This is a genomic window from Streptosporangium sp. NPDC001559, assembly GCF_042893955.1.
Taxonomy (GTDB): Bacteria; Actinomycetota; Actinomycetes; order Streptosporangiales; family Streptosporangiaceae; genus Streptosporangium.
Genome location: NZ_JBIAVG010000002.1, coordinates 154,349 through 175,056 on the forward strand (window position 1 = coordinate 154,349; position 20,708 = coordinate 175,056).

The following is a 20,708-nucleotide window of genomic DNA, read 5'->3' on the forward strand; positions in this document are numbered from 1 at the left end:
GACATGAGGGTGGTCCTCGCAGGCGGCGGGACGGCCGGTCACATCGAACCGGCGCTGGCTCTGGCCGACGCGCTGCGCCAACTGGACCCGAACATCGGGATCACCTGCCTCGGCACCGAGCGTGGCCTGGAGACCAGGCTGGTGCCCGCCCGGGGCTACGAGCTACAGCTCGTGCCCGCCGTCCCGCTGCCCAGGGCTCTCACGCCCCAGCTGCTCACCGTGCCGGGACGCCTGGCCGGGGCCATCAACACGGCCGCGAGCATCATGGAGCGGGTCCAGGCCGACGTGCTGGTCGGCTTCGGCGGTTACGTGGCGACCCCCGCCTACCTGGGGGCGCGCAGACGTGGTGTGCCGATCGTGGTCCACGAGGCCAACCCGAGGCCGGGCCTGGCCAACCGGCTGGGCGCCCGGCTCACCGACCACGTGTTCACCGGGCACCCGAACACGCCGCTGCCCAAGGCGCAGCACGTGGGCATCCCGCTTCGCCGGGAGATCGTGGGACTGGACCGGCTCTCGATGGGGGACAAGGCGCGTTCCTGGTTCGGTCTTGAGGCCGACCTGCCGACGCTGCTGGTCACCGGCGGCTCGCAGGGCGCGCGGTCCCTCAACGGGGCGGCCCTGGGCGCCGCCGCCGCGCTGCGCAGGGCGGGGGTGCAGGTGCTGCACGTCATCGGCCCGAAGAACACACTTGAGTACGAGCCGCCTCGCGGTGATCCGCAGTACGTCGTGCTGCAGTACGTCGACCGGATGGACCTGGCCTACGCGGCGGCCGACTTCGCGCTGTGCCGGAGCGGCGCGATGACCTGCGCCGAGCTGACCGCCGTCGGCCTGCCCGCGGCCTACATCCCGCTTCCGCACGGCAACGGCGAGCAGCGGCTCAACGCCGAGCCGATCGTGCAGGCGGGTGGTGGTCTCATGGTCGACGACGCGGACCTGTCGCCGGAGTGGATCATCCAGAACGTGCTGCCCATCCTGTCCGACCCCGAGCGCGTGGTCGCCATGTCCGAGGCCGCGGTGCGGATGGGCCGCAAGGACGCCGACGTGACGCTCGCCCGCAGGGTGCTGCAGATCGCGGCCGAGGCGAAGCGGTGAGCCGGGAGCGAGCGGGGAGAGTGACCCACGGACGGGAACGAGCTCCGTGGAGTGAGTGGAGCGGGCGGCTGAGGGACGAGGCCGGCCGCGGAGTGAGCGAGCGGGGGAGTGACCCATGGGTGGGGAACGAGCTCCGTGGAGTGAGTGGAGCGGGCGGTCGAGGGACGAGGCCGGCCGAGTGGTGAGCGAGCGGGGGGAGCGGTTCATGGCGGGAAGGCGGGTCCTCGAAGGGCGGGAACGCCCGCGTGGCGGACGAGGAGGGGCGGGCGAGCGATGAGCCTGGTCAAACTGGTCGACCCGGTCGCGGCCGAGGATCTCGGCCGGGTGCACTTCATCGGGATCGGCGGCGCGGGGATGTCCGGCATCGCCCGCATCCTGCTCAAGCGCGGCGTGCCCGTCTCGGGCAGCGACTCGCGCGGTTCGGAGCTGGTGACCGAGCTGCGGGAGCTGGGCGGCAGGATCCACATCGGTCACGCCGCCTCGCACATCAAGAACGTCGACACCGTCGTGGTCTCGACCGCGATCCGCGACTCCAACCCCGAACTCGGCGAGGCGCTGCGGCAGGGGTTGCGGGTGATCCCCAGGGCGGCCGCGCTGGCCTCCGTCATGGCGGGCCGTACCGGGATCGCCGTCGCGGGGACCCATGGCAAGACCACCACGACCTCGATGCTCACGGTCGCGCTGCAGAAGTGCGGCACCGACCCGTCCTACTGTGTCGGCGGCCAGCTGGTGACCACCGGTCTCGGCGCGGACGAGGGCGCGGGCGGGGTGTTCGTCGCCGAGGCCGACGAGAGCGACGGCTCCTTCCTCATGCTGGCCCCCGACATCGCGGTGGTGACCAACGTCGAGCCGGATCACCTGGACAACTACGGCGACCCCAGGGCGGTGTACGACAGCTTCGCCAGGTTCACCGAGCGGGTAGGACGATCGATGATCGTCTGTGCCGACGACCCCGGCTCGGCCGCCCTCATCCCGATCGCCCGCGCGCGCGGCCTGAAGGTGACCACGTACGGCGCGGCGGAGGAGGCCGACCTCAGGATCACCGATGTCGTCCCCGACGGCCTGGGTGTGTGCTTCACGGTCGTCGGCCACGGGGAGGTCAGGCTCTCGGTCCCCGGCCGTCACAACGCGCTCAACGCCGCGGCGGCCGTCGCGGTCGCGGCGGAGCTCGGGGTGTCCTTCGACGAGATCCGGGACGGGCTGGCCGCATTCACCGGGGCCAAGCGCCGTTTCGAGGCCAAGGGCGAGGCGGGGGGAGTGGCGGTCTTCGACAGCTACGCGCACCACCCGACCGAGCTGGCGGCCGACCTGCGGGCGGCGCGTGACGTCGTGGCGTCCTTCTCCGGCTCGGGGAGGGTGATCGCGGTCTTCCAGCCCCACCTCTACTCGCGCACCAGGTTCTTCGCCGACGAGTTCGGCGCCGCCCTCGGCCTGGCCGACGAGGCCGTCGTCCTGGACGTCTACGGCGCCCGCGAGGATCCGGAACCGGGTGTCTCCGGCGCCATGGTCGCGGAAAGGGTGCCGCTCCCCGGGGAACAGGTGGTCTACGCGCCGCAGCGGGAGAGCGTCCCCGCCCTGATCGCGGGGCGCGCCAGGCCGGGCGACATCGTGCTCACCATGGGCGCCGGTGACGTGACCGAACTCGGCCCCCTGATCGTGGCGGAGCTGGCCGTACGGTGACCCGGGCCGGGGGGCGGGACGGGGTGAGGCGATGAACGGCGTGTGGCGGCCCGCCTTCCTGGCGCTGCTCACCGCGGGGGTGGTCGGCAGCGCCGCCTGGCTGGTGTTCCTCTCCCCTGTTCTGGGGGTGCGGGACATCCAGGTGGCCGGCAACCTGACCATCCCCGCCGAGCAGATCCGGCAGGCGACGGGGGTGGCCGACGGCGCGCCGCTGGCCACCGTCGACGTGGCCGAGGTCACGGGCAGGCTCAGGCAGATCAGGCAGATCGAGTCGGCCTCGGTCAGCCGGGACTGGCCGGGCACCCTGAGGGTGAAGGTGGTCGAGCGCGAGCCGGTGGCCGCGATCCCGGTCGGCGGGAAGTTCGCGGTCGTGGACCGGCACGGCGTGGTCACCGAGGTCGCAGTCGTCAGGCCGCCGATGCTTCCGCTGCTGCGGGTCGACCGTCCGCAGACGGGCGACCCGGCCACGCTGGCCGCGCTGAGCGTCATAGGCGCGCTGCCGCCGAGTCTGGCCCCGAGGGTGGCGGAGGTTCTCGCGCCCTCATCGGAGACGGTCTCGCTGCGCCTCAAGGACGGCAGGGAGGTCGTGTGGGGGGGTCCCGACCGTCCGGCCGACAAGGCGGACATCCTCCTCACGCTGCTGAAACGTCCTGCCGACAGTTACGACGTGAGCTCCCCGGACGTCGTGACGGTGAAGTGATCCACGGCAGGACGGGCCTTCCTGGAAAAGGACGGCCCGCGACACGCCGGGCACGCCTTGCGGCGCGGTTAGTTGACCCACCTGGAGGCAACTCCTACTGTCCGTATCACTCCTCAGGTTGACATAAATCTAAATCTCAACTTGAGGGTGAGGGTTTTGGAAACGACGGCACGGGCCCCGTGCCGCATGAAATTGCAAGTCAACGAGCGGAAAGGCCCCTCGTCGTGGCAGCACCGCAGAACTACCTCGCGGTCATCAAGGTTGTAGGAATCGGCGGAGGCGGAGTCAACGCCGTCAACCGGATGATCGAGGAGGGACTCAAGGGCGTCGAGTTCATCGCCATCAATACCGACGCCCAGGCGCTGCTGATGAGTGACGCCGACGTCAAGCTCGACGTCGGGCGCGAACTCACCCGCGGCCTCGGCGCGGGGGCCAACCCCGAAGTCGGGCGCAAGGCGGCCGAGGACCACCGTGAGGAGATCGAAGAGGTCATCAAGGGCGCCGACATGGTGTTCGTCACCGCCGGAGAGGGCGGTGGCACGGGCACGGGCGGCGCTCCGGTCGTGGCCAACATCGCGCGCTCCCTCGGCGCGCTGACCATCGGCGTGGTGACCCGGCCCTTCAGCTTCGAGGGCAGGCGGCGGGCGATGCAGGCCGAGGCGGGCATCGAGACGCTCCGCGAGGAGGTCGACACCCTCATCGTGATCCCCAACGACCGGCTGCTGTCGATCTCCGACCGGCAGGTGAGCGTGCTCGACGCCTTCAAGGCGGCCGACCAGGTGCTGCTCTCGGGTGTCCAGGGCATCACCGACCTGATCACCACCCCCGGCCTGATCAACCTGGACTTCGCCGACGTGAAGTCGGTCATGTCCGGGGCGGGCTCGGCCCTGATGGGCATCGGGCACGCGCGTGGCGACGACCGGTCGGTCGCGGCGGCGGAGATGGCCGTCTCCAGTCCGCTGCTTGAGGCCAGCATCGACGGCGCGCACGGCGTGCTGCTGTCGATCGCGGGCGGCTCCGACCTCGGTCTCTTCGAGATCAACGAGGCGGCCCAGCTCGTCTCGAGCGCGGCGGCGCCCGACGCCAACATCATCTTCGGTACGGTCATCGACGACGCGCTGGGTGACGAGGTGCGTGTCACGGTGATCGCGGCCGGGTTCGACGAGCCCGTGGCGGAGGACAAGAAGGAGGCCGCGGCGCAGCCGCCGCCGCGTCAGCAGCCCCAGGGCCGCCCGGCCCAGGTCCCCCCGCCTCCCTCCGTGGGCGTGCAGATGCGCCCGCCCGCGCCGACGGTGAAGGCCGAGTCCAGGGCGGAGCCGAGGGCCGAGCAGCCCGCGGCCCAGGTCAGGCCGGTGGTCAGCACGCCTCCGCCTCCGCCGCCCGTCGTGGAGACCCCGCCGCACCACACACCCCAGCCGGTCCAGCACGTTCCCCACACGCCGCCCGCGGCTGAGCAGGCCGAGCCGCCCAGGGCGGAGGAGCCCCTCACCCCGCCGGTGTCGATCCCGCGCCCGGCGCCCGAGCCGCCTCAGCCGACCCCTATCTCCGCCAGGGTCCCCGACCCCGCGAGGCGGCGGCAGGTGGTCTTCGAGGAGCAGGAGGAGGAGCTCGACGTCCCCGACTTCCTGAAGTGACATTGCTCACGGCCAGGCGGGCGACGGGCCACCTGGCCGTGGCGGGAAGAATGGGCTCCGCCGGTTTCCCAGCGTTCGAGCGGCGGAGATGTGACGGAGACAACACGACGTGACGAGATCGCGGCCGGTATGGCCGCGGTCGAGGCGACCATCACCGAGGCCTGCAAGGCCGCGGGCCGTACCCGCGAGGAGTTGACGCTCGTCGCGGTGAGCAAGACCTACCCCGCCTCCGACGTGCGCCTGCTGGCGTCGCTCGGGGTGCGGAACGTGGGGGAGAACCGTGACCAGGAGGCCTCCGCCAAGGCTCGCGAGTGCGCGGACCTTGGGCTGACCTGGCACTTCATCGGTCAGTTGCAGACCAACAAGGCCCGTTCCGTGGTCGGCTACGCGGACGTCGTCCACTCGGTCGACCGCCCACGCCTGGTGACCGCGCTCAGCCACGAGGCGGTCCGGGCGGGCAGGGAGATCACATGTCTGGTACAGGTGGCCCTGGACGACGACCCGGGGCGAGGCGGGGTCGTTCCCGCCCAGGTCACGGCCCTGGCGGACGCCGTCGCAGAGGCCGAGGGGGTACGGCTCGGCGGGGTGATGGCCGTGGCGCCGCTGGGACAGGAGCCCGGCAGGGCGTTCGCGAGGCTTCGGGAGATCGCGGAGGCCGTACGGGCGGACCACCCGGAGGCGGTCGTCATCTCCGCGGGGATGAGCGGTGATCTGGCGGAGGCCGTCGCGAACGGCGCGACACACCTGCGTGTCGGTACGGCGTTGCTCGGTCGTAGAAAGCCCTTCGTCAGGTAATGTCCCTCCAAGTGGACCTTGGCGTCCACATGCCCACACAGAGGTCGTTCGGTGGTGAGCTCCAAGGGGGTGCGGCTACCGCCCCAGACAGGTCGAGGTAAGGCGGAGGAAGAAGTAGCGATGGCCGGCGCGATGCGCAAGATGGCGGTCTACCTCGGTCTTGTCGAGGACGACCGTTATGAGAGGTACGACAGCTATCCCGACGACGAGTACGAGGATTTCGAAGACTCGCGCAGACCCGGCGAGGAGAGGCCTGGCACGGTCCACGACCGTGAGGACGAGACCGACCCGGGGGTGCCCGCCCCGAGGCCTTCGACGGCCGTTCTGGAGCGTCGTACGACCGATCTGGCACGCATCACCACGCTTCATCCCAGGACCTACAACGAGGCCCGTACGATCGGTGAGCATTTCCGCGACGGTACTCCGGTCATCATGAATTTGACCGAGATGGTTGACAGTGACGCGAAGCGCCTTGTGGATTTCGCGGCAGGTCTTGTCTTTGGCCTACACGGCAGCATTGAACGTGTTACCAACAAGGTGTTCCTGCTGTCCCCTGCCAATGTCGAGGTGACCGCTGAGGACAAGGCTCGAATAGCGGAACGCGGGTTCTTCAACCAGAGCTAGAGTTCCACCATGAACAGTTACCGGCCGGACGGGTCCGTACGAGACCGGGGGCGGCGGAGCAGCGGAATGGAGGTGGGTACGGGCCGTGGGGATCATTAGCGAGATCGTGGTCGCCGTCCTGTCCCTCTACCTGGTTCTGCTGATCGGCAGGATCGTGCTTGAGATGGTGCAGTCGTTCGCCCGCCAGTGGCGTCCCACCGGGGTCGTCCTGGTCCTGGCGGAAGTCGTGTACACACTGACTGACCCACCCCTCAAGTTCCTCCGACGTTTCATTCCACCACTCCGGTTGGGTACGGTGGCCTTTGACCTAAGCTTCACCATGCTGTTCATTGGGGTCTTGGGCTTGATCCAACTCGTGTCCGCGCTTCGTTGATCGGGTACCGTCCTCCGGACAGACTCCAAGCGCGCCAAGGAGACCGAAATGCCGCTGACGCCCGCTGATGTGCGGAACAAGCAATTCAGTACCACCCGGCTGAGGCCGGGCTACGACGAGGAGGAGGTTGACGCCTTCCTCGACGAGGTCGAGTCCGAGCTCGACCGCCTCATCCAGGAGAACGAGGAGCTCCGCGCCAAGCTGGCGGAGTGCCTCAGGGGCAAGGTGCCCGGCGGGATGGGCATGGCCATGGCGCCCGCCCCGGTGGCCGAGCCCAAGCCCGAGATGATGATGCAGCAGCCCGAGCCGATCAGGCCCCCCGAGCCGGCGCCGCACCAGCAGCCCGTCCCCGTCGCGATGGGCATGCCCCCCGCCGAGGACAACATGGACACCGCCGCGCGCGTCCTCGCCCTCGCCCAGCAGACCGCCGACCAGGCGATCGCAGACGCCCGCCGGGAGGCGGACGAGACGGTGACCAGGGCCCGTCGCGAGGCCGACGACATCCTCGGGAAGGCGCGCCGCCAGGCCGAGCAGGTCATCGGCGACGCCCGCGCCCGCGCCGAGACGCTTGAGCGTGACGCCCAGGAGCGCCACAGGCAGGCCATGGGGTCGCTGGTGCAGACCCGTGACGAGCTTGAGCGCAAGGTCGAGGAGCTGCGCAGCTTCGAGCGGGAGTACCGCAGCCGTCTGAAGCTGTACCTGGAGAACCAGCTCGCCGAGCTGACCGTCGCCGCCGAGGGCAGTGGTGGGTTCCCGATCGTGGGCGGCCCGCCCGCGATGTCCCACGCCGTCGCCCCCGGTGTTCAGCCGTCCATTCCGGCCGCCGCCAGCCCGTTCGGCGGAGAGCCCGCGCAGCACTCGGGCGCCTTCCAGGGAGTCGACGGCCCGCACAACGACCGCCGCTGACGACCGCCGCCGCTAGGGTTTCGGGTCATCCGTCTGACCCGTATCCAGGAGTTCCTCTGTGATCCTTATCAGCGCTGGGCTGGTGCTCACGGCCATAGTCCTGCTCATCGCGGGGTTCGTGATGTCCCAGCCGTTCCTGGTCATGTGGTCGATCGCGGTCAGTGTGCTGTCCGCGGTCTTCCTGGTGATCGGTGCGTTGCTACGCCGCCACGAGTTGTTCCCCGCTGGCGGACGCGGCGGGGCAGCTCCGCCGCCCCCGTCGAGGGGACCGGTCCCGCAGGGGCCGCCCGTGCCGAACCAGCCCGTCATGCGGACACCGCCGCCTACGGTGCCGCACGGCGTCAGGCAGACGGTTCCCGTCGCCCCCCAGCAGGGGCCGGGCCGTACGGCGGCCGCGAGGCGGGGTCACCTTGGTGACGACGCGATCGTCCTGGTGATCCCGGGCCGTAAGCGGTACCACGTCGCAGGGTGCCGCCAGCTGGCCGGACGGGATCATGAGGAACTCACTCACGAGGAGGCGCGGGAGGAGGGCTTCACGCCCTGCACCACGTGCCTGCCCGAGTTCACCGGAGGACTCCAGCAGGGAGCCCCGCCGGAGACCCGGGAACCCGTGTCCCCTTCCCCCCGGGGGCCGGGCTCCTCCAACAGGGCGGACGCCGCAGAGGCGGGCGTCCGTGACCCAGCCGGACTCGCCTCCCACGCCGCGGTCCCGCCGGACGCCCGCGACACCCCGGTGACCCGCCCCTACGTCCAGAGTCCCTCGGCTCCCGCCGAGCAGACCCGCAGGACGGAGCCGGAGCCGGGTCCCGCACAGCCGTCCTCGGCAGGACGGCCTGACCGGCCGCAGACCGAGGAGCGGGCGGTGCCGCCGCTTCGCACCGCGGAAGCACCCGTCCACCCCCAGCCTTCGCAGGCCCCCGCCCCCGGTCCCGGGAAGACAGAGGACTCAGGGAAGGCGGAGAGCCCGGAGGAGGCGGAGGACCCCAACGCCACCAGTTGGTTCAGCCGTGACGTCGTCCGGCACCTGGTGCCCGACGACGCCTCGGCGGAGCCCAAGGAGCCCGCGACCGGTCAGGAGAAGAAGGACGCCCCCGCCGAGACGGGTGACCGGGAAGCGGCCGAGGCTCAGAAGGAGCCCGCGGAGTCCGCCAGGAAGACGACGTCCCCGGCCAAGGCCGCCGAGCCCTCCCAGACCGAGTCCGCTCCTGTGAAGCCCGCCTCCACGGAACCGGCCGTCACGAAGCCCGCCGCCGCCGGACAGGCACCCGCGGAGGGAACCAAGCCGGTGGAGCCGGCCGAGACCGGACCCGGGCGCGCCGGGCCGCCGGTGCCGGTCGGCTCCACCCCCGCGGCCCCCGAGCGGGCCGCCGCACCCGAGAGTCCCGCGAAGCCGGAGACCCAGGTGCCGGTCGTGAAGGGGGCCGGAGAAGGCGGTCCCGCGCCGGAGAAGAAGCCGGACGCGGGCGAGCCCGAGATGGTCAAGATCATCGTCGGCACCCGCCGCTTCCACAGCCCCACCTGTCCCCTGATCAGGGGCCTGGACGCCATAAAGGGCGTCGAGGGCAGCGGCCTTGAGACGATCTCCCTTGCCGACGCAGAGGCGGCGGGCATGCGCAGCTGCTCCGTCTGCCGGCCGATCACCTGAAAAACCCTGAGGGGCCCGGGAGGCGTGACCTTCCGTGAGACGGACAAGGGGGCGGGTGGCGTCCGATGACGCCACCCGCCCCCTTGGTCTCCTGAGCCGGATCAGACGCTGCGGCGGAGCCGGAAGGTCAACCCCAGGTCGGCGTCGTGGTGGATGGGGAGGTCTCCGGCTGTGTCCTCGGTGCCCTCGGTGAGGGAGTCGGCGAGGATCTCACCGGCGACCGTCGCGCCCTGGGCACGCAGGGCCTCGGCCAGCTCGGCGTCGGCGGCCGACCACCACACCTCGATCCGGTCGGTGATGGCCAGACCGGTGGACTTGCGGGCGTCCTGGAACAGGCGGATGGCGTCGCGGGTCAGGCCCGCCCGGCGCAGTTCGTCGGTGATGGCCAGGTCGAGCGCGACGGTCTCGCCGGTGCCGGTGCCGATCGCCCCGGTCTCCACCGCCCAGCCGGCCTTCGGCTGCTCGGTGACGATCACGTCCTCGGTCGTCAGCTCGACCGTGCCCAGCTCGCCCGCCTCGACCGTGACGGCCGATCCTGAGCGCAGCGCGCGGGCCAGTCCGGCCGCGTCGGCCGCGCCGACGGCCGAGGCGACCAGCTTGGTCTGCGAGCCGAACCGCTTGCCCAGGGCCCGGAAGTTGGGCTTGACCGTGAAGGAGACCAGGTCGGCCTCGACGCCGCCGAGGTCCTCAAGCCGCTGCACGTTCAGCTCGTCGGCGATCAGGTCGCGCAGCTCCTGGGAGAGCGCGCCCCAGCCACGGGCCCCGACCAGCGCGCGGCCGAGGGGCTGGCGGGTCTTCACCCCGCTGGAGGCACGGGCCGAGCGGCCCAGCTCGACCAGGCGGCGCACCAGCGCCATCTGCTCCGACAGCTCCCCGTCGAGCAGCTCCTCGTCCACCGTGGGCCAGGTGGCCAGGTGGACGGAGGAGGGGGCCCCGGTGTCGCGGAGCACGTCCCAGACGTAGTCGGTGACGAACGGCGTCACCGGTGCCATCAGGCGGGTGACGGTCTCCAGGCACTCGTACAGCGTGGCGAACGCCGAGGTGTCGCCGGACCAGAAACGGCGGCGCGAGCGGCGGACGTACCAGTTGGACAGGTCGTCGAGGAAGTCGGCCAGCCGCCGCCCGACCCTGGCGGTGTCGAACTCCTCCATCGACGCGGTGACCTCGGCCACCGTGCGGTGCAGCTCGGCCAGCGCCCAGCGGTCGATCAGCGGGCGCTCGCCGTGCGGCAGTGCCTCGGAGAGCCGGGACGGCGACCAGGACTCGGCGTTGGCGTAGAGGGTGAAGAACGAGGCGGTGTTCCAGTAGGTCAGCAGGACCTTGCGGACGATCTCCTCAAGAGCGCCGTGCCCGACCCTCCGGGCGGCCCAGGGGGAGCCGGAGCAGGCCATGTACCAGCGCAGCGCGTCGGCGCCGTGCTTGTCCATCAGCGGGATCGGCTGCAGCACGTTGCCCAGGTGCTTGCTCATCTTGCGCCCGTCCTCGGCGAGGATCAGGCCCAGGCAGAGCACGTTCTCGTAGGACGACCTGCCGAAGACCAGCGTGCCGACCGCCATCAGCGAGTAGAACCAGCCACGCGTCTGGTCGGTCGCCTCGCAGATGAACTGCGCGGGGTAGGCCTGGGTGAGCATCTCCTCGTTGCGGTACGGCGCGCCCCACTGGGCGAAGGGCATGGAGCCCGAGTCGTACCAGGCGTCGATCACGTCCGGCACCCGGCGCGCCTCGGCGCCGCAGGTGGGACAGGGCAGCGTCACGTCGTCCACGTAGGGGCGGTGCGGATCGAGGGCGGAGACGTCCTGGCCCGCCAGCCTGCCGAGCTCCTCCATCGAGCCGACGCAGGTGATGTGGGAGTCGTCGGCCGAGCAGACCCACAGCGGCAGCGGCGTGCCCCAGTAACGCGACCGGGACAGCGCCCAGTCCACGTTGTTGCGCAACCACTCGCCGAAGCGGCCCCACTTGATCGTCTCGGGGTACCAGTTGGTCTTCTCGTTCTCGGCGAGCATCTGGTCCTTGACCGCGGTGGTGCGGATGTACCACGCGGGCAGCGCGTAGTACAGCAGCGCGGTGTGGCAGCGCCAGCAGTGCGGGTAGCTGTGCTCGAAGTGATCGCCCCGGTACAGCAGGCCGCGTTCCCGCAGGTCGGCGGTCAGGCCCTCGTCGGCGTCCTTGAAGAACTGGCCGCCGACCTGGGGCACGTCGTCCAGGAAACGCCCGTCGGGGCCGATCGGGTTGACCACGGGCAGGCCGTACCGGTTGCAGGTGGCCATGTCGTCGGCGCCGAAGGCGGGCGCCTGGTGGACCAGGCCCGTGCCGTCCTCGGTGGTGACGTAGGTGCCGAGCACCACGTAGTGCGCGCCGGGGATGTCGACCAGGTCGAAGGGGCGCGAGTAGGTGGTGTGCTCAAGGTCGCCGCCCAGGAAGGAGGCCAGCACCTCGGCGCCCTCGCCCAGGGCCGCGGTCAGCAGCGGTTCGGCGACGACCAGCACCTCGTCGGAGCCCGCGGGGCGCGCCGCGACGTAGGTCACCTCGGGGTGCACGGCCACGGCGGTGTTGGACACCAGCGTCCACGGGGTGGTGGTCCAGATCAGCAGCGAGGCGCCGAGCTCGGCCAGCGGGCCGGAGGTCGCGGGCATGCGGACGTAGACCGACGGGCTGGTCACGGTCTCGTAGCCGCCGGGCTGGCCGAGCTCGTGGTCGGACAGGCCGGTGCCGCAGCGCGGGCAGTACGGCGTGATCCGGAAGGCCCGGCTGAGGAGGCCCTTGTCGAAGATGACCTTGAGCGACCACCAGACGGACTCCACGTAGGAGGGGTCCATCGTGCGGTAGGCCTGGGAGAGGTCGATCCAGTAGCCCATGCGCTCGGTCAGCTCTTCGAAGGCGTCCACGTGCCGCAGCACCGACTCGCGGCACTTGGCGTTGAACTCGGCGATGCCGTACGCCTCGATGTCCTTCTTGCCGGACAGGCCGAGTTCCTTCTCGATGCCGACCTCGACCGGCAGGCCGTGACAGTCCCAGCCGGCCTTGCGGGGCACGTTGTAGCCGAGCATGGAGCGGTAGCGGGGGAAGAGGTCCTTGAAGACGCGGGCCTCGACGTGGTGCACGCCGGGCATGCCGTTGGCGGTCGGCGGACCCTCGTAGAAGACCCAGTTGGGGCCGTCGGCGTTCTGCTCGACCGAGCGCTCGAAGACCTTGCCGTCTCGCCAGCGGCCGAGCACCTCGTGCTCGAGCGCGGGCAGATCGACCTGCGCGGGAAGAGAGCGGAAATAGGCGGACATGACCGGGCTGGACCTCCACGCTGGTGCTGGCAGTGGCGTGGAGGGACGAGGCCGTAGGGCCCCGCGGTACCACCCTCCTTGGCCTTCGGGAGAAGGCCCTCTTCCTTTGAGTCTGCTGCCGGTTCTACTGGGCGGCGCCGTTCGCGCGGCCGTTCCTCCGGCGGCTCAGGGGTGATCTTCCCTCCGGGCATCGCCCCGGGCTCGCACCGTCCCCGGGTCGCTCGTGCGAGGGGCTCGGAGGTACTCGTCCCCATCAACGCCTTGCAGGCTCACACCCTAACGTACGGGCCCGCGCGAAACTTCCCGATTTTCTCCTGCGATGTCAAGGCGCGGGCGGAATCCGGTGAGGGGGGCCGGATGTTACGGGAGTGGTAAACATCCCGGCGGGTCGTTTGCCGTTCCGTTATGGGGGACCTAAGCTGCCCGCACCGTTTACCACACCGGATACGGTCCGATCGAGCAAGGAGGCCGCCATGGCCGCGACCGTACGCGCGGACGAGAGCGCGGTAGCCCCGTCAGGGAACGGCGGCACCGTCACCTGGACGGCCGAGGAGCTCGCCGAGGTCCGCACGAGGCTGACCGTGGAGATCGACGAGCTGAACGAGGAGATCCTCAAGGCCGAGAGCGAGATCGCCTCGGGTGACGTCACGGACGGAGCCGGGGACGATCAGGCAGACGCGGGGGCCCGCACATATGAGCGGGAACGTGAGATCGCCCTTACCCTGAATTCGCGCGACCTGGTCGCGCAGAACGAACGGGCGATCGCCCGGATCGACGCAGGGACCTACGGAGTGTGCGAATCGTGCCACAAGCCGATCGGCAAGGAGCGCCTTCAGGCGTTCCCGAGGGCGACGCTGTGCGTGGCCTGCAAGCAGCGGGAGGAGCGGCGCTGACGGGAGAGGCCGACTCGCCGACGCCTCCGCACAGGAGGCGGCGTGTCGCGCTGCTGGCGGCTCTCGCGGTGGTCGTCTACGGCCTTGACCTGGCGACGAAGACGGCCGTGCTGCGGACCCTGGAGGGCAAGGACCCGCTCGTGCTGATCCCCGGGCTGCTGCAGTTCCGGGTGATCTTCAACGCGGGGGCCGCGTTCAGCATCGGCACCGGCATGACCATCGTCTTCACGATCATCGCGGCCGGCGTCGTGGTGGCCATCCTGCGCACCGCGCGCAAGCTGCGCAGCCTGCCGTGGGCCGTCACGCTCGGCCTGATGCTCGGCGGGGCGCTGGGCAACCTGACCGACCGGCTCTTCCGCGCCCCCGGCGGGCTGCAGGGGCACGTCGTCGACTTCGTCGAGGTCTTCCCCAGCCATTTCCCGGTGTTCAACGTCGCGGACTCGGCGATCGTCTGCGGGGGGATCCTGGCGGTCTTCCTCGCCTGGCGCGGCTACCAGCTCGACGGCACGCGCGACGGCGGGCAGGAGAAGGCACCGGAGATCCACAAGGCCGAGGAAGGTTCCCAGGACAAGGCGGAGAGCAGGAATGATGGCTGAACAGCGGAGTCTTCCCGTCCCCGACGGGCTTGAGGGCGAACGCCTCGACGCGGCCCTGTCCCGGCTGTTCGGGCTGTCGCGCACCCGGGCGGCGGAGCTGATCGTCGACGGGGACGTGCTGGTCGACGGCTCGCCCGCGGCCAAGTCCGACCGGGTCCACGCCGGCGCGTGGCTGGACGTCACGCTCCCGCCTCCGCCGAGCGCGCCCACCCCGGTCGCCGAGCCGGTCCCCGGAATGACGATCGTCTACGAGGACGACGACATCGTCGTGGTCAACAAGCCGATCGGGGTGGCCGCCCACCCGACCACGGGCTGGACCGGGCCGACCGTGATCGGCGGCCTGCTCGGCACCGGGCACCGGGTCGCGACCAGCGGCGCCGCCGAGCGCCAGGGCATCGTGCACCGCCTGGACGCCAACACCACCGGCGCGATGGTCGTGGCCAAGAGCGAGCACGCCTACTCACGGCTGAAGCGGGCCTTCAAGGAGCGCACCGTGGACAAGCGCTACCACACGCTGGTCCAGGGGCACCCCGACCCGCTGCGCGGCACCGTTGACGCGCCGATCGACCGCCACCCGGCGGGGGACGGCCGTTTCGCGGTCGTGGCGGGCGGCAAGGACTCGGTCACCCACTACGACACGATCGAGGCCTTCCGGGCCGCCTCGCTGCTCGACATCAAGCTGGAGACCGGGCGGACCCACCAGATCAGGGTTCACATGTCGGCGCTGCGCCATCCGTGCGTCGGCGACATGATGTACGGCGCCGACCCCACGCTGGCCGCGCGGCTCGGTGTCTCCCGCCAGTGGCTGCACGCCGTCTCCCTGGCCTTCGAGCACCCCGTCACGGGCGAGTGGATGACCTTCACCACCGACTATCCCGACGATCTCGCGCACGCGCTGAAGGTCGTCGGCGAAGAGTCCTGGTAGCCAGGTAGGCGTCAGGAGAGTATGGCGAGGGCGTTCAGGGCGTCGCCCGGGGCCACCTCGCCCACCGGTTCCTGTTCCTGCTCGTCCTCGGGGGCCGGCTTCGGAGTGTCCTCGCCACCTTCCTCGGGCGGACCGGCCTCCTGCCCCTCGTCCTTGTTTTTGTCTGGCTTTTCGTCCTTCGGAGGCTTTTCTTTCTTCGGGGGAGCGGGGGACTCGCTCGGCTCCGGCTTCTCGGTCCTCTCGGGCTTCTCCGGGTTCTGCGGCGTCTCGGGCGCCGTCTCGGGGACGGTACGGCGTTCGCCGCTCTCCCGCGTCCGCTCGGGGGCGGGATCCTTCTTCGCGGGCAGCCGTGCCTGCTCCGGCTTCGTCGCGGGGGTGCGCCCGCTCGGAGAGACCCCGGCCGGGGTGACCGGTCCCCGGGTCGCCGGGGGAACGGAGTTCATGGCGACCCAGGCCGCCGCGCTCGCGGTGGCGGTGACCGCGAGCGCCGCCGCGGCCACGACCGCCGCCCCTCTCCGTCCCCTCCGGGGAGCGGGAGGACCGGACGCGGCCGCCTGTCCGGTCACGGCCACGTTCACGGGCCCGGCCACCGGTCCGGTCTCCGGCGGGGAGGACGGCGCGGGGACGGGCAGGTCGATCGGCATCGTCTCCTGCGGGGCGATCCCGTTCACGATGGAGCGCAGGCCGACCTGTACGTCCTCGGCGGACATCCGCTCGGCGGGGTCCTTGCGAAGCAGCCCGTGGATCACCGGTCCGAGCGGCCCGGCGAGCCGCATCGGGGCGGGCTCCTCGTGCATGACCGCGCTGAGCGTGGCCAGCGGGTGGGCGCGCTCGAAGGGGGAGCGTCCCTCGACCGCCACGTAGAGCGTCACCCCGAGTGACCACAGGTCGGAGGCGAACACCGCGGGTCCCCCGCCCGCCCGTTCCGGCGCGATGAACGCCGGGGTGCCGATCAGGGCGCCCGTCCTGGTGACGGAGGAGTCGCCTTCGAGCACCGCGATGCCGAAGTCGGTCAGCACGGCCCGGCCGTCCCTGGCCATCAGTACGTTGTCCGGTTTGACGTCGCGGTGCAGCACACCCGCGTGACCGGCGGCCACCAGTGCCCCGAGCACGTCGAGCCCGACGCGGGCCGCCCTGCAGGCGGGCAGCGGCCCGTCCTCACGGACCACCGCCCCGAGTGTCCTGGACTCGACGAGCTGCATGACGATCCACGGCCGTCCGCGCTCCTCGATCACGTCGTAGACCGTCGCGACGCCGGGATGGCCGATCCTGCCCGCGGCCCGCGCCTCCCTGAGCGTCCTGATCGTGAAGACCTCACGCTCCGGGCCGGTCAGGTCCGGAGAGGGGATGACCTCCTTGACCGCGACGTCACGGCCGAGTACCTCGTCCTTCGCCCGCCAGACCGTGCCCATGCCCCCGCGGCCGATGGGTGCGATCAGCCGGTAACGCGTGCCGATGACCTCTCCAGAGTCGGACATGGGCCTCGTCTACCCGTGATGTGCCCCGGTATTCAGGATGAACTACGCAGATCACCGCAATAGTTGGCGCCTGGGGTAACCGTCACGCTCCGGGTACGGTTTCCGCTCAGCCGATCAGCCAGCGCAGCGCAGCGGTGACGACGGCCGCGCCGGCGAGCACCACCAGGAAGGGCGCGCGCAGCAGCAGCGCGACGACGGCGGCGCCCAGCCCGGCGGTGCGCGGCCAGTCCAGGTACAGCGACTGGCCGTGGGCGAACGTCTGCACCGCGATCAGCGCGGCGAGCAGCGCGACCGGGACCAGCGCGGCGAAACGCTGCACCCGGGGGTGGTCGAGCAGTCTGCGCGGCGCGGAGAGCCCGGCCAGCTTCAGCACGTAGCACCCCGCGCAGGTGGCGATCACCGCCCACCACACGGCACTCATCGGGGCCTCCTCAGGGTCACCGCGAGTACTGCGGTCGCGGCGATCAGCACGGGCACCCCGGGCGGGGCGAAGGGGGTCACGGCCAGTGCGATCGCGGCGCCCGTCCCCGCGACCAGCCGTAGCGCGCCGGTCTCCCGGCCGCCGCCGGTGAGCCTGGGCCACAGGATCGCCAGGAAGGTCGCGGGCCCGACCACGTCGAGGCCGAGCAGCGCGGGATCGGCCACCCAGGAGGTGCCCGCCGCGCCGAGCAGGGTGGTGAGGTTCCAGGTCAGGTAGAGGCTGGCGAACGTGACGAGGAATCCCGTCCTGGCCGACTCCTCGTCGGGCTGGGCCAGGGCGACCGCCGTCGTCTCGTCGATCACGCCGTGGGCGGTGACGAACCTGGCACCGCCCCTGGCGCCGAGCACGTCGGCCATGCGCAGGCCGTACAGGCTGTTGCGGGCTCCCAGCAGCAGGGCGCCCGCGGTGCCCGCGACGAGGTTCCCGCCACCCGCGATGACGCCCGCCAGGGCGAACTGTGAGGCTCCGGTGAAGGCGAACAGGCTCAGCACGCAGGCCTGGGCGACGCTCAGTCCCGCGGTGACCGCGCTGGCGCCGAACGCGACGCCGGACAGCCCGACCGCGATCCCCACCCCCAGTCCGTCCCTTGTCGCTGAGGAACGAGTGGATATTTCCATGATGGTGAGGTTATGTGGAGTTTTCTGCCTCGGTCTTGTACGTTCCTGCACGTTGGTAGGCGGCCGGGGGAACACCGACGACCCGCTTGAAATGCCTGGTCAGATGAGCCTGGTCGGTGAAACCGACGTCCGCGGCGACCTGGGCCGCGGGCACTCCGGCGTCGAGCAGGCCACGCGCCCGGCTGACCCGCAGCGTGTTCAGGTAGGCGTGCGGCGGCAGCCCGGTGACCGCCTTGAAGGCCCTGATCAGCCCGAACGGCTTCGCCCTCACGGCCAGCGCCAGGTCCTCGATCGTGGGCGGGTCGATGAGCCTCTCGTGCAGGATCTCCCGTGCGAGCCGTACGGCCAGGTCGTTGCCGCCGGGGCGCGTCTCCTGCGGGCGCCGGGCGGCGTGCAGGCGCAGCAGCGTGCCGAAGGCCGTACGGGCCAGCGTCGAGGAGGCCAGGCTGTCCCCGCGCTCGGCGGCGTCGTGCGCCCTCCTGAGCAGCGCGGCACCGCGCGCGCTGGAGACGACGGGTTCGGGGAAGTACGGCGTGCCCCGCCCGGCGAGCAACTCCTCGGCGATCTCGGACAGGACCTCGACGGAGGGGTAGAGCATCCGGTACGCCCAGCCGCCCGGCTCACCCGCGTGACCGTTGTGCGCCTGGTCGGGGTCGACCAGCACCACGCTTCCCGCGCCCGCGCGGTGCCGGGCGCCCCGATAGTCGAACTCCTCGATCCCGGTGAGGATCACCCCGATCGCGTAGCCCGCGTGGGCGTGCCGGGTGAACCGGTGGGTCACGTATCTCGCCTTGAGCAGATCGACCCCGGGCAGCGCCGGGTTACGCCAGAAGCGTGCCGCCTCCAGGCTTCCGCTCCCCGGCTCCAGCCCCGTCTCCGTCTCCAAGGACCGCGGTCGTGTCTCCAGTCGTGTCTCCCGGCCCGACCTCCGGCCGCCGGTCACGGACGAAAGGTCTCGGTGAACCTGTTGAAGAACGCCCGGTCCCACTCGGACTCAGGACTCTCCCAGTAGATCGCGTAAGGACGGCCCGTGATCGTGTGGAACCCCCGGTCCAGGACGTGTGTCCGGACGCCGTTCTTCAGGTAGGTGAACTCCCAGTCGGCCGCCTCCACACCACGGTATCGCAGCGGGGTTATGCCGATGCGTTCGTAGCCCGGCCAGAGCTTCTTGACCACGCGGTCCTTCTCAAGCTTCTCCCAGTGTTTGACCGGGTCCTTCTCCGGATCGTCGGTCGACTCGATCCACAGCAGGGCGGAGGAGCCGGGCTTCCTGAACTCCACCCGGTCACGCCCGGGGAAGCGCTTGCTCGCCCATCCGCGCGGTAAGGCCACGGTGAAGCCCATCGTCGGGTCCCGGTAGTACTGCCAGCCCTCCGGCAGCCTGGTCGGGCGCACCGTTGGGGAGGCGGTGGAGGACGGACGCGGGCTCTTCGACGGCTTGACGGACGGGCTCGCCGGGGCGGAGGTCGCGGGGGTCGTCGGGGTCGTCGTCCGGCCGTCGCCGAAGTTGCCCGCGAGCAGCCACCCTCCGGCGCCGAACCCCGCGACCAGCACCGGTATCCCCACGATCAGAACCGCCCGCCGTACGGCCGGCCGTCGCGCGGACACCGGAGCGCCGGGCGCGGCACGCCTGCCCCGCCGTCCGCCGGGACCCTGGTGCGCCGGCTGGGTGCCGTGGGACGGACCGGGCGGGGGCCCGCCGAACGGGTTGTCGGGCAGCGGGTACCCCCCCTGGGCCTGGAAGCCCGCCTGGGCGTGGGGGGACGGATCACCGGGATGCGCCTGCCCGCCCGGGTGGTAGGCCTGGAAGGGGTCGTTGGGGTAGGGCGGCTGCCCGGCCCGGGTCGCGTCGTCACGGTAGGGGGAACGCGCCGGTTCTCCGGCGGGCGCCGGGCCGCCGTGGGGCGCCCCGGCCTGGCCGGTGTGCCACGAGGGCGCCTGGCCCGGCTGCCCGGCCGTCTGCCCGGCCCACGGGGAGGCGTCCTGGGGGACCGTTCCCGGCCGGGTGCCTGGCTGGGGTGCCGCCTGCCAGGGCTCGCCGCCGTACCGGGGATCTGCGGCGTATCCGCCGGAGGGCGGCGGGTAGGAGCCGTTGTCCGTGTGGGAGGCCGGGCGGGGCGGCTCAGCCGGGTGCGGGCGGCCGTGCCGGGTGGCCGGGCCCGCCTGGGTACCCCCCGCGGGCTCGGTGCAGGCGCGGGTGAGCAGCGCCTCGGCCGCGTCGGCGGTCAGCCGGGCCGCGGGCTCCCTGGCCATCAGGCCGAGGATCGCCGTGACGAGGGAGCCGGTGTGCGACATGGGGCTCGGCTCGCCGTTCAGGACCGCCATCATGGTCGCCGCGGCCGTCGGCCGTTCGAACGGCGGACGTCCCTCAAGCGCCGCGTACAGCGTCGCCCCCAGCGACCACAGGTCCGACTCGGGGGTGGCGGGCATGCCGTGCAGCCGCTCCGGGGGCAGGAAGGCCGGGGTGCCGACCATCCCCCCGGTGCGGGTGATCCCGGTCTCCTGAGTCATCGAGGCGATGCCGAAGTCGGTCAGCACCACCCGGCCGTCATCGGCGAGCAGCACGTTCTCCGGCTTGACGTCCCGGTGCAGCACCCCGGCCGTGTGCGCGGCCCGCAGCGCGCCGAGCACCTGCAGCCCGACCTCGGCGACCCGCGACGGGGGCAGCGGCCCACCCCGGCGCACCACCTCGCCCATGGAGCGGGAGCGGACCAGCTGCATGACGATCCAGGGTCTGCCCTCCTCCTCGACCACGTCGTGCACGATGATCACAGAGGGGTGGTCGAGCCGTCCGGCGCTCCTGGCCTCCCGGATCGTCCGCCGGTTCAGGTCGGCCCGCGCGGCCTCGTCGATCCCGCGGTAACGAACCTCCTTGACCGCCACGACCCGGTCGAGAAGCTCGTCGTGGGAACGCCAGACGACGCCCATCCCGCCTTCGCCGATGGGTTCGAGCAGGCGATACCGGCCCGCGACCTTCCGTTCGGTCATTCTCTC

Annotated in this window: 18 protein-coding genes; 12 read left to right on the forward strand and 6 right to left on the reverse strand. The window is 71.5% G+C overall.

Annotation, left to right across the window (positions count from 1 at the left end):
- The first annotated feature begins 3 nt into the window (after positions 1–3).
- The 9 genes from murG (at position 4) to ACFYY8_RS04800 (ending at position 9,449) form a co-directional block, all read left to right on the forward strand.
- Entirely contained in the window at positions 4–1,092 is a 1,089-nt protein-coding gene (gene murG / locus ACFYY8_RS04760; RefSeq protein WP_352009002.1) for an undecaprenyldiphospho-muramoylpentapeptide beta-N-acetylglucosaminyltransferase, read from the forward strand.
- A 273-nt stretch (positions 1,093–1,365) separates the two neighbouring features.
- Positions 1,366–2,772 (forward strand): UDP-N-acetylmuramate--L-alanine ligase, encoded by a 1,407-nt coding sequence (murC, locus tag ACFYY8_RS04765; protein WP_390037178.1) that lies wholly within the window; start codon positions 1,366–1,368, stop codon positions 2,770–2,772.
- A 31-nt stretch (positions 2,773–2,803) separates the two neighbouring features.
- Entirely contained in the window at positions 2,804–3,472 is a 669-nt protein-coding gene (locus ACFYY8_RS04770; protein ID WP_390037180.1) for a cell division protein FtsQ/DivIB, read from the forward strand.
- Between the two features lie 224 nt (positions 3,473–3,696).
- Positions 3,697–5,106, forward strand: coding sequence for a cell division protein FtsZ (ftsZ, locus tag ACFYY8_RS04775; protein ID WP_390037182.1), 1,410 nt, complete (start codon positions 3,697–3,699; stop codon positions 5,104–5,106).
- Between the two features lie 129 nt (positions 5,107–5,235).
- The gene (locus ACFYY8_RS04780; protein WP_390037997.1) at positions 5,236–5,901 is read left to right on the forward strand and encodes a YggS family pyridoxal phosphate-dependent enzyme; all 666 of its coding nucleotides are present in this window, start codon (positions 5,236–5,238) and stop codon (positions 5,899–5,901) included.
- A 120-nt stretch (positions 5,902–6,021) separates the two neighbouring features.
- Complete coding sequence (locus ACFYY8_RS04785; RefSeq protein WP_352009006.1) at positions 6,022–6,525, forward strand: cell division protein SepF; 504 nt, start codon at positions 6,022–6,024, stop codon at positions 6,523–6,525.
- A gap of 85 nt (positions 6,526–6,610) precedes the next feature.
- Positions 6,611–6,898, forward strand: a complete 288-nt coding sequence (locus ACFYY8_RS04790; RefSeq protein WP_352009007.1) for a YggT family protein — start codon at positions 6,611–6,613, stop codon at positions 6,896–6,898.
- Between the two features lie 48 nt (positions 6,899–6,946).
- Positions 6,947–7,804, forward strand: coding sequence for a DivIVA domain-containing protein (locus tag ACFYY8_RS04795; RefSeq protein WP_390037185.1), 858 nt, complete (start codon positions 6,947–6,949; stop codon positions 7,802–7,804).
- A gap of 58 nt (positions 7,805–7,862) precedes the next feature.
- The gene (locus tag ACFYY8_RS04800; RefSeq protein ID WP_390037187.1) at positions 7,863–9,449 is read left to right on the forward strand and encodes a hypothetical protein; all 1,587 of its coding nucleotides are present in this window, start codon (positions 7,863–7,865) and stop codon (positions 9,447–9,449) included.
- A 101-nt stretch (positions 9,450–9,550) separates the two neighbouring features.
- Here ACFYY8_RS04800 and ileS read toward each other — a convergent pair whose 3' ends face one another.
- Positions 9,551–12,724, reverse strand: coding sequence for an isoleucine--tRNA ligase (gene ileS, locus ACFYY8_RS04805; protein ID WP_390037189.1), 3,174 nt, complete (start codon positions 12,722–12,724; stop codon positions 9,551–9,553).
- 473 nt (positions 12,725–13,197) lie between these two features.
- Between ileS and ACFYY8_RS04810 the strand changes: the two genes are divergently transcribed.
- Genes ACFYY8_RS04810 through ACFYY8_RS04820 form a run of 3 tightly spaced genes read left to right on the forward strand, consistent with a single transcriptional unit; the run spans position 13,198 to position 15,138 of the window.
- A complete protein-coding gene (locus tag ACFYY8_RS04810) occupies positions 13,198–13,617 on the forward strand; it encodes a TraR/DksA family transcriptional regulator (RefSeq protein ID WP_390037191.1) in 420 nt (139 codons plus the stop codon).
- Positions 13,581–14,213 carry a signal peptidase II gene (gene lspA, locus ACFYY8_RS04815; RefSeq protein WP_390037193.1) on the forward strand — a complete coding sequence of 211 codons (633 nt, stop codon included), beginning with the start codon at positions 13,581–13,583 and terminating at the stop codon, positions 14,211–14,213. The genes ACFYY8_RS04810 and lspA overlap by 37 nt, the downstream gene beginning before the upstream one ends.
- Positions 14,206–15,138 carry an RluA family pseudouridine synthase gene (locus tag ACFYY8_RS04820; RefSeq protein ID WP_390037999.1) on the forward strand — a complete coding sequence of 311 codons (933 nt, stop codon included), beginning with the start codon at positions 14,206–14,208 and terminating at the stop codon, positions 15,136–15,138. Before lspA ends, ACFYY8_RS04820 begins: the two co-directional genes overlap by 8 nt.
- Before the next feature lie 11 nt (positions 15,139–15,149).
- On the opposite strand, the gene ACFYY8_RS04825 is transcribed toward ACFYY8_RS04820, so the two are convergent.
- From ACFYY8_RS04825 to ACFYY8_RS04845, 5 genes are all read right to left on the reverse strand, one after another.
- Positions 15,150–16,616 (reverse strand): protein kinase, encoded by a 1,467-nt coding sequence (locus tag ACFYY8_RS04825; protein WP_390037194.1) that lies wholly within the window; start codon positions 16,614–16,616, stop codon positions 15,150–15,152.
- A 106-nt stretch (positions 16,617–16,722) separates the two neighbouring features.
- Positions 16,723–17,037, reverse strand: coding sequence for an AzlD domain-containing protein (locus tag ACFYY8_RS04830; RefSeq protein WP_390037195.1), 315 nt, complete (start codon positions 17,035–17,037; stop codon positions 16,723–16,725).
- Positions 17,034–17,714: an AzlC family ABC transporter permease gene (locus ACFYY8_RS04835; RefSeq protein WP_352009015.1), complete on the reverse strand. Its 681-nt coding sequence runs from the start codon at positions 17,712–17,714 to the stop codon at positions 17,034–17,036. The genes ACFYY8_RS04830 and ACFYY8_RS04835 overlap by 4 nt, the downstream gene beginning before the upstream one ends.
- Before the next feature lie 10 nt (positions 17,715–17,724).
- Positions 17,725–18,600, reverse strand: coding sequence for an AraC family ligand binding domain-containing protein (locus tag ACFYY8_RS04840; protein ID WP_390037197.1), 876 nt, complete (start codon positions 18,598–18,600; stop codon positions 17,725–17,727).
- A gap of 53 nt (positions 18,601–18,653) precedes the next feature.
- Positions 18,654–20,702: a protein kinase gene (locus tag ACFYY8_RS04845; protein ID WP_390037199.1), complete on the reverse strand. Its 2,049-nt coding sequence runs from the start codon at positions 20,700–20,702 to the stop codon at positions 18,654–18,656.
- Between the last annotated feature and the right edge of the window lie 6 nt (positions 20,703–20,708).

Excerpts from the sequence above, each read along its gene's own strand:
- murG (WP_352009002.1), top strand. The coding sequence starts at position 4 with ATGAGGGTGGTCCTCGCAGGCGGCGGGACGGCCGGTCACATCGAACCG.
- murC (WP_390037178.1), top strand. The coding sequence starts at position 1,366 with ATGAGCCTGGTCAAACTGGTCGACCCGGTCGCGGCCGAGGATCTCGGC.
- ACFYY8_RS04770 (WP_390037180.1), top strand. The coding sequence starts at position 2,804 with ATGAACGGCGTGTGGCGGCCCGCCTTCCTGGCGCTGCTCACCGCGGGG.
- ACFYY8_RS04780 (WP_390037997.1), top strand. The coding sequence starts at position 5,236 with ATGGCCGCGGTCGAGGCGACCATCACCGAGGCCTGCAAGGCCGCGGGC.
- ACFYY8_RS04785 (WP_352009006.1), top strand. The coding sequence starts at position 6,022 with ATGGCCGGCGCGATGCGCAAGATGGCGGTCTACCTCGGTCTTGTCGAG.
- ACFYY8_RS04795 (WP_390037185.1), top strand. The coding sequence starts at position 6,947 with ATGCCGCTGACGCCCGCTGATGTGCGGAACAAGCAATTCAGTACCACC.
- ileS (WP_390037189.1), bottom strand. The coding sequence starts at position 12,724 with ATGTCCGCCTATTTCCGCTCTCTTCCCGCGCAGGTCGATCTGCCCGCG.
- ACFYY8_RS04810 (WP_390037191.1), top strand. The coding sequence starts at position 13,198 with ATGGCCGCGACCGTACGCGCGGACGAGAGCGCGGTAGCCCCGTCAGGG.
- ACFYY8_RS04820 (WP_390037999.1), top strand. The coding sequence starts at position 14,206 with ATGGCTGAACAGCGGAGTCTTCCCGTCCCCGACGGGCTTGAGGGCGAA.
- ACFYY8_RS04825 (WP_390037194.1), bottom strand. The coding sequence starts at position 16,616 with ATGTCCGACTCTGGAGAGGTCATCGGCACGCGTTACCGGCTGATCGCA.
- ACFYY8_RS04830 (WP_390037195.1), bottom strand. The coding sequence starts at position 17,037 with ATGAGTGCCGTGTGGTGGGCGGTGATCGCCACCTGCGCGGGGTGCTAC.
- ACFYY8_RS04835 (WP_352009015.1), bottom strand. The coding sequence starts at position 17,714 with ATGGAAATATCCACTCGTTCCTCAGCGACAAGGGACGGACTGGGGGTG.
- ACFYY8_RS04845 (WP_390037199.1), bottom strand. The coding sequence starts at position 20,702 with ATGACCGAACGGAAGGTCGCGGGCCGGTATCGCCTGCTCGAACCCATC.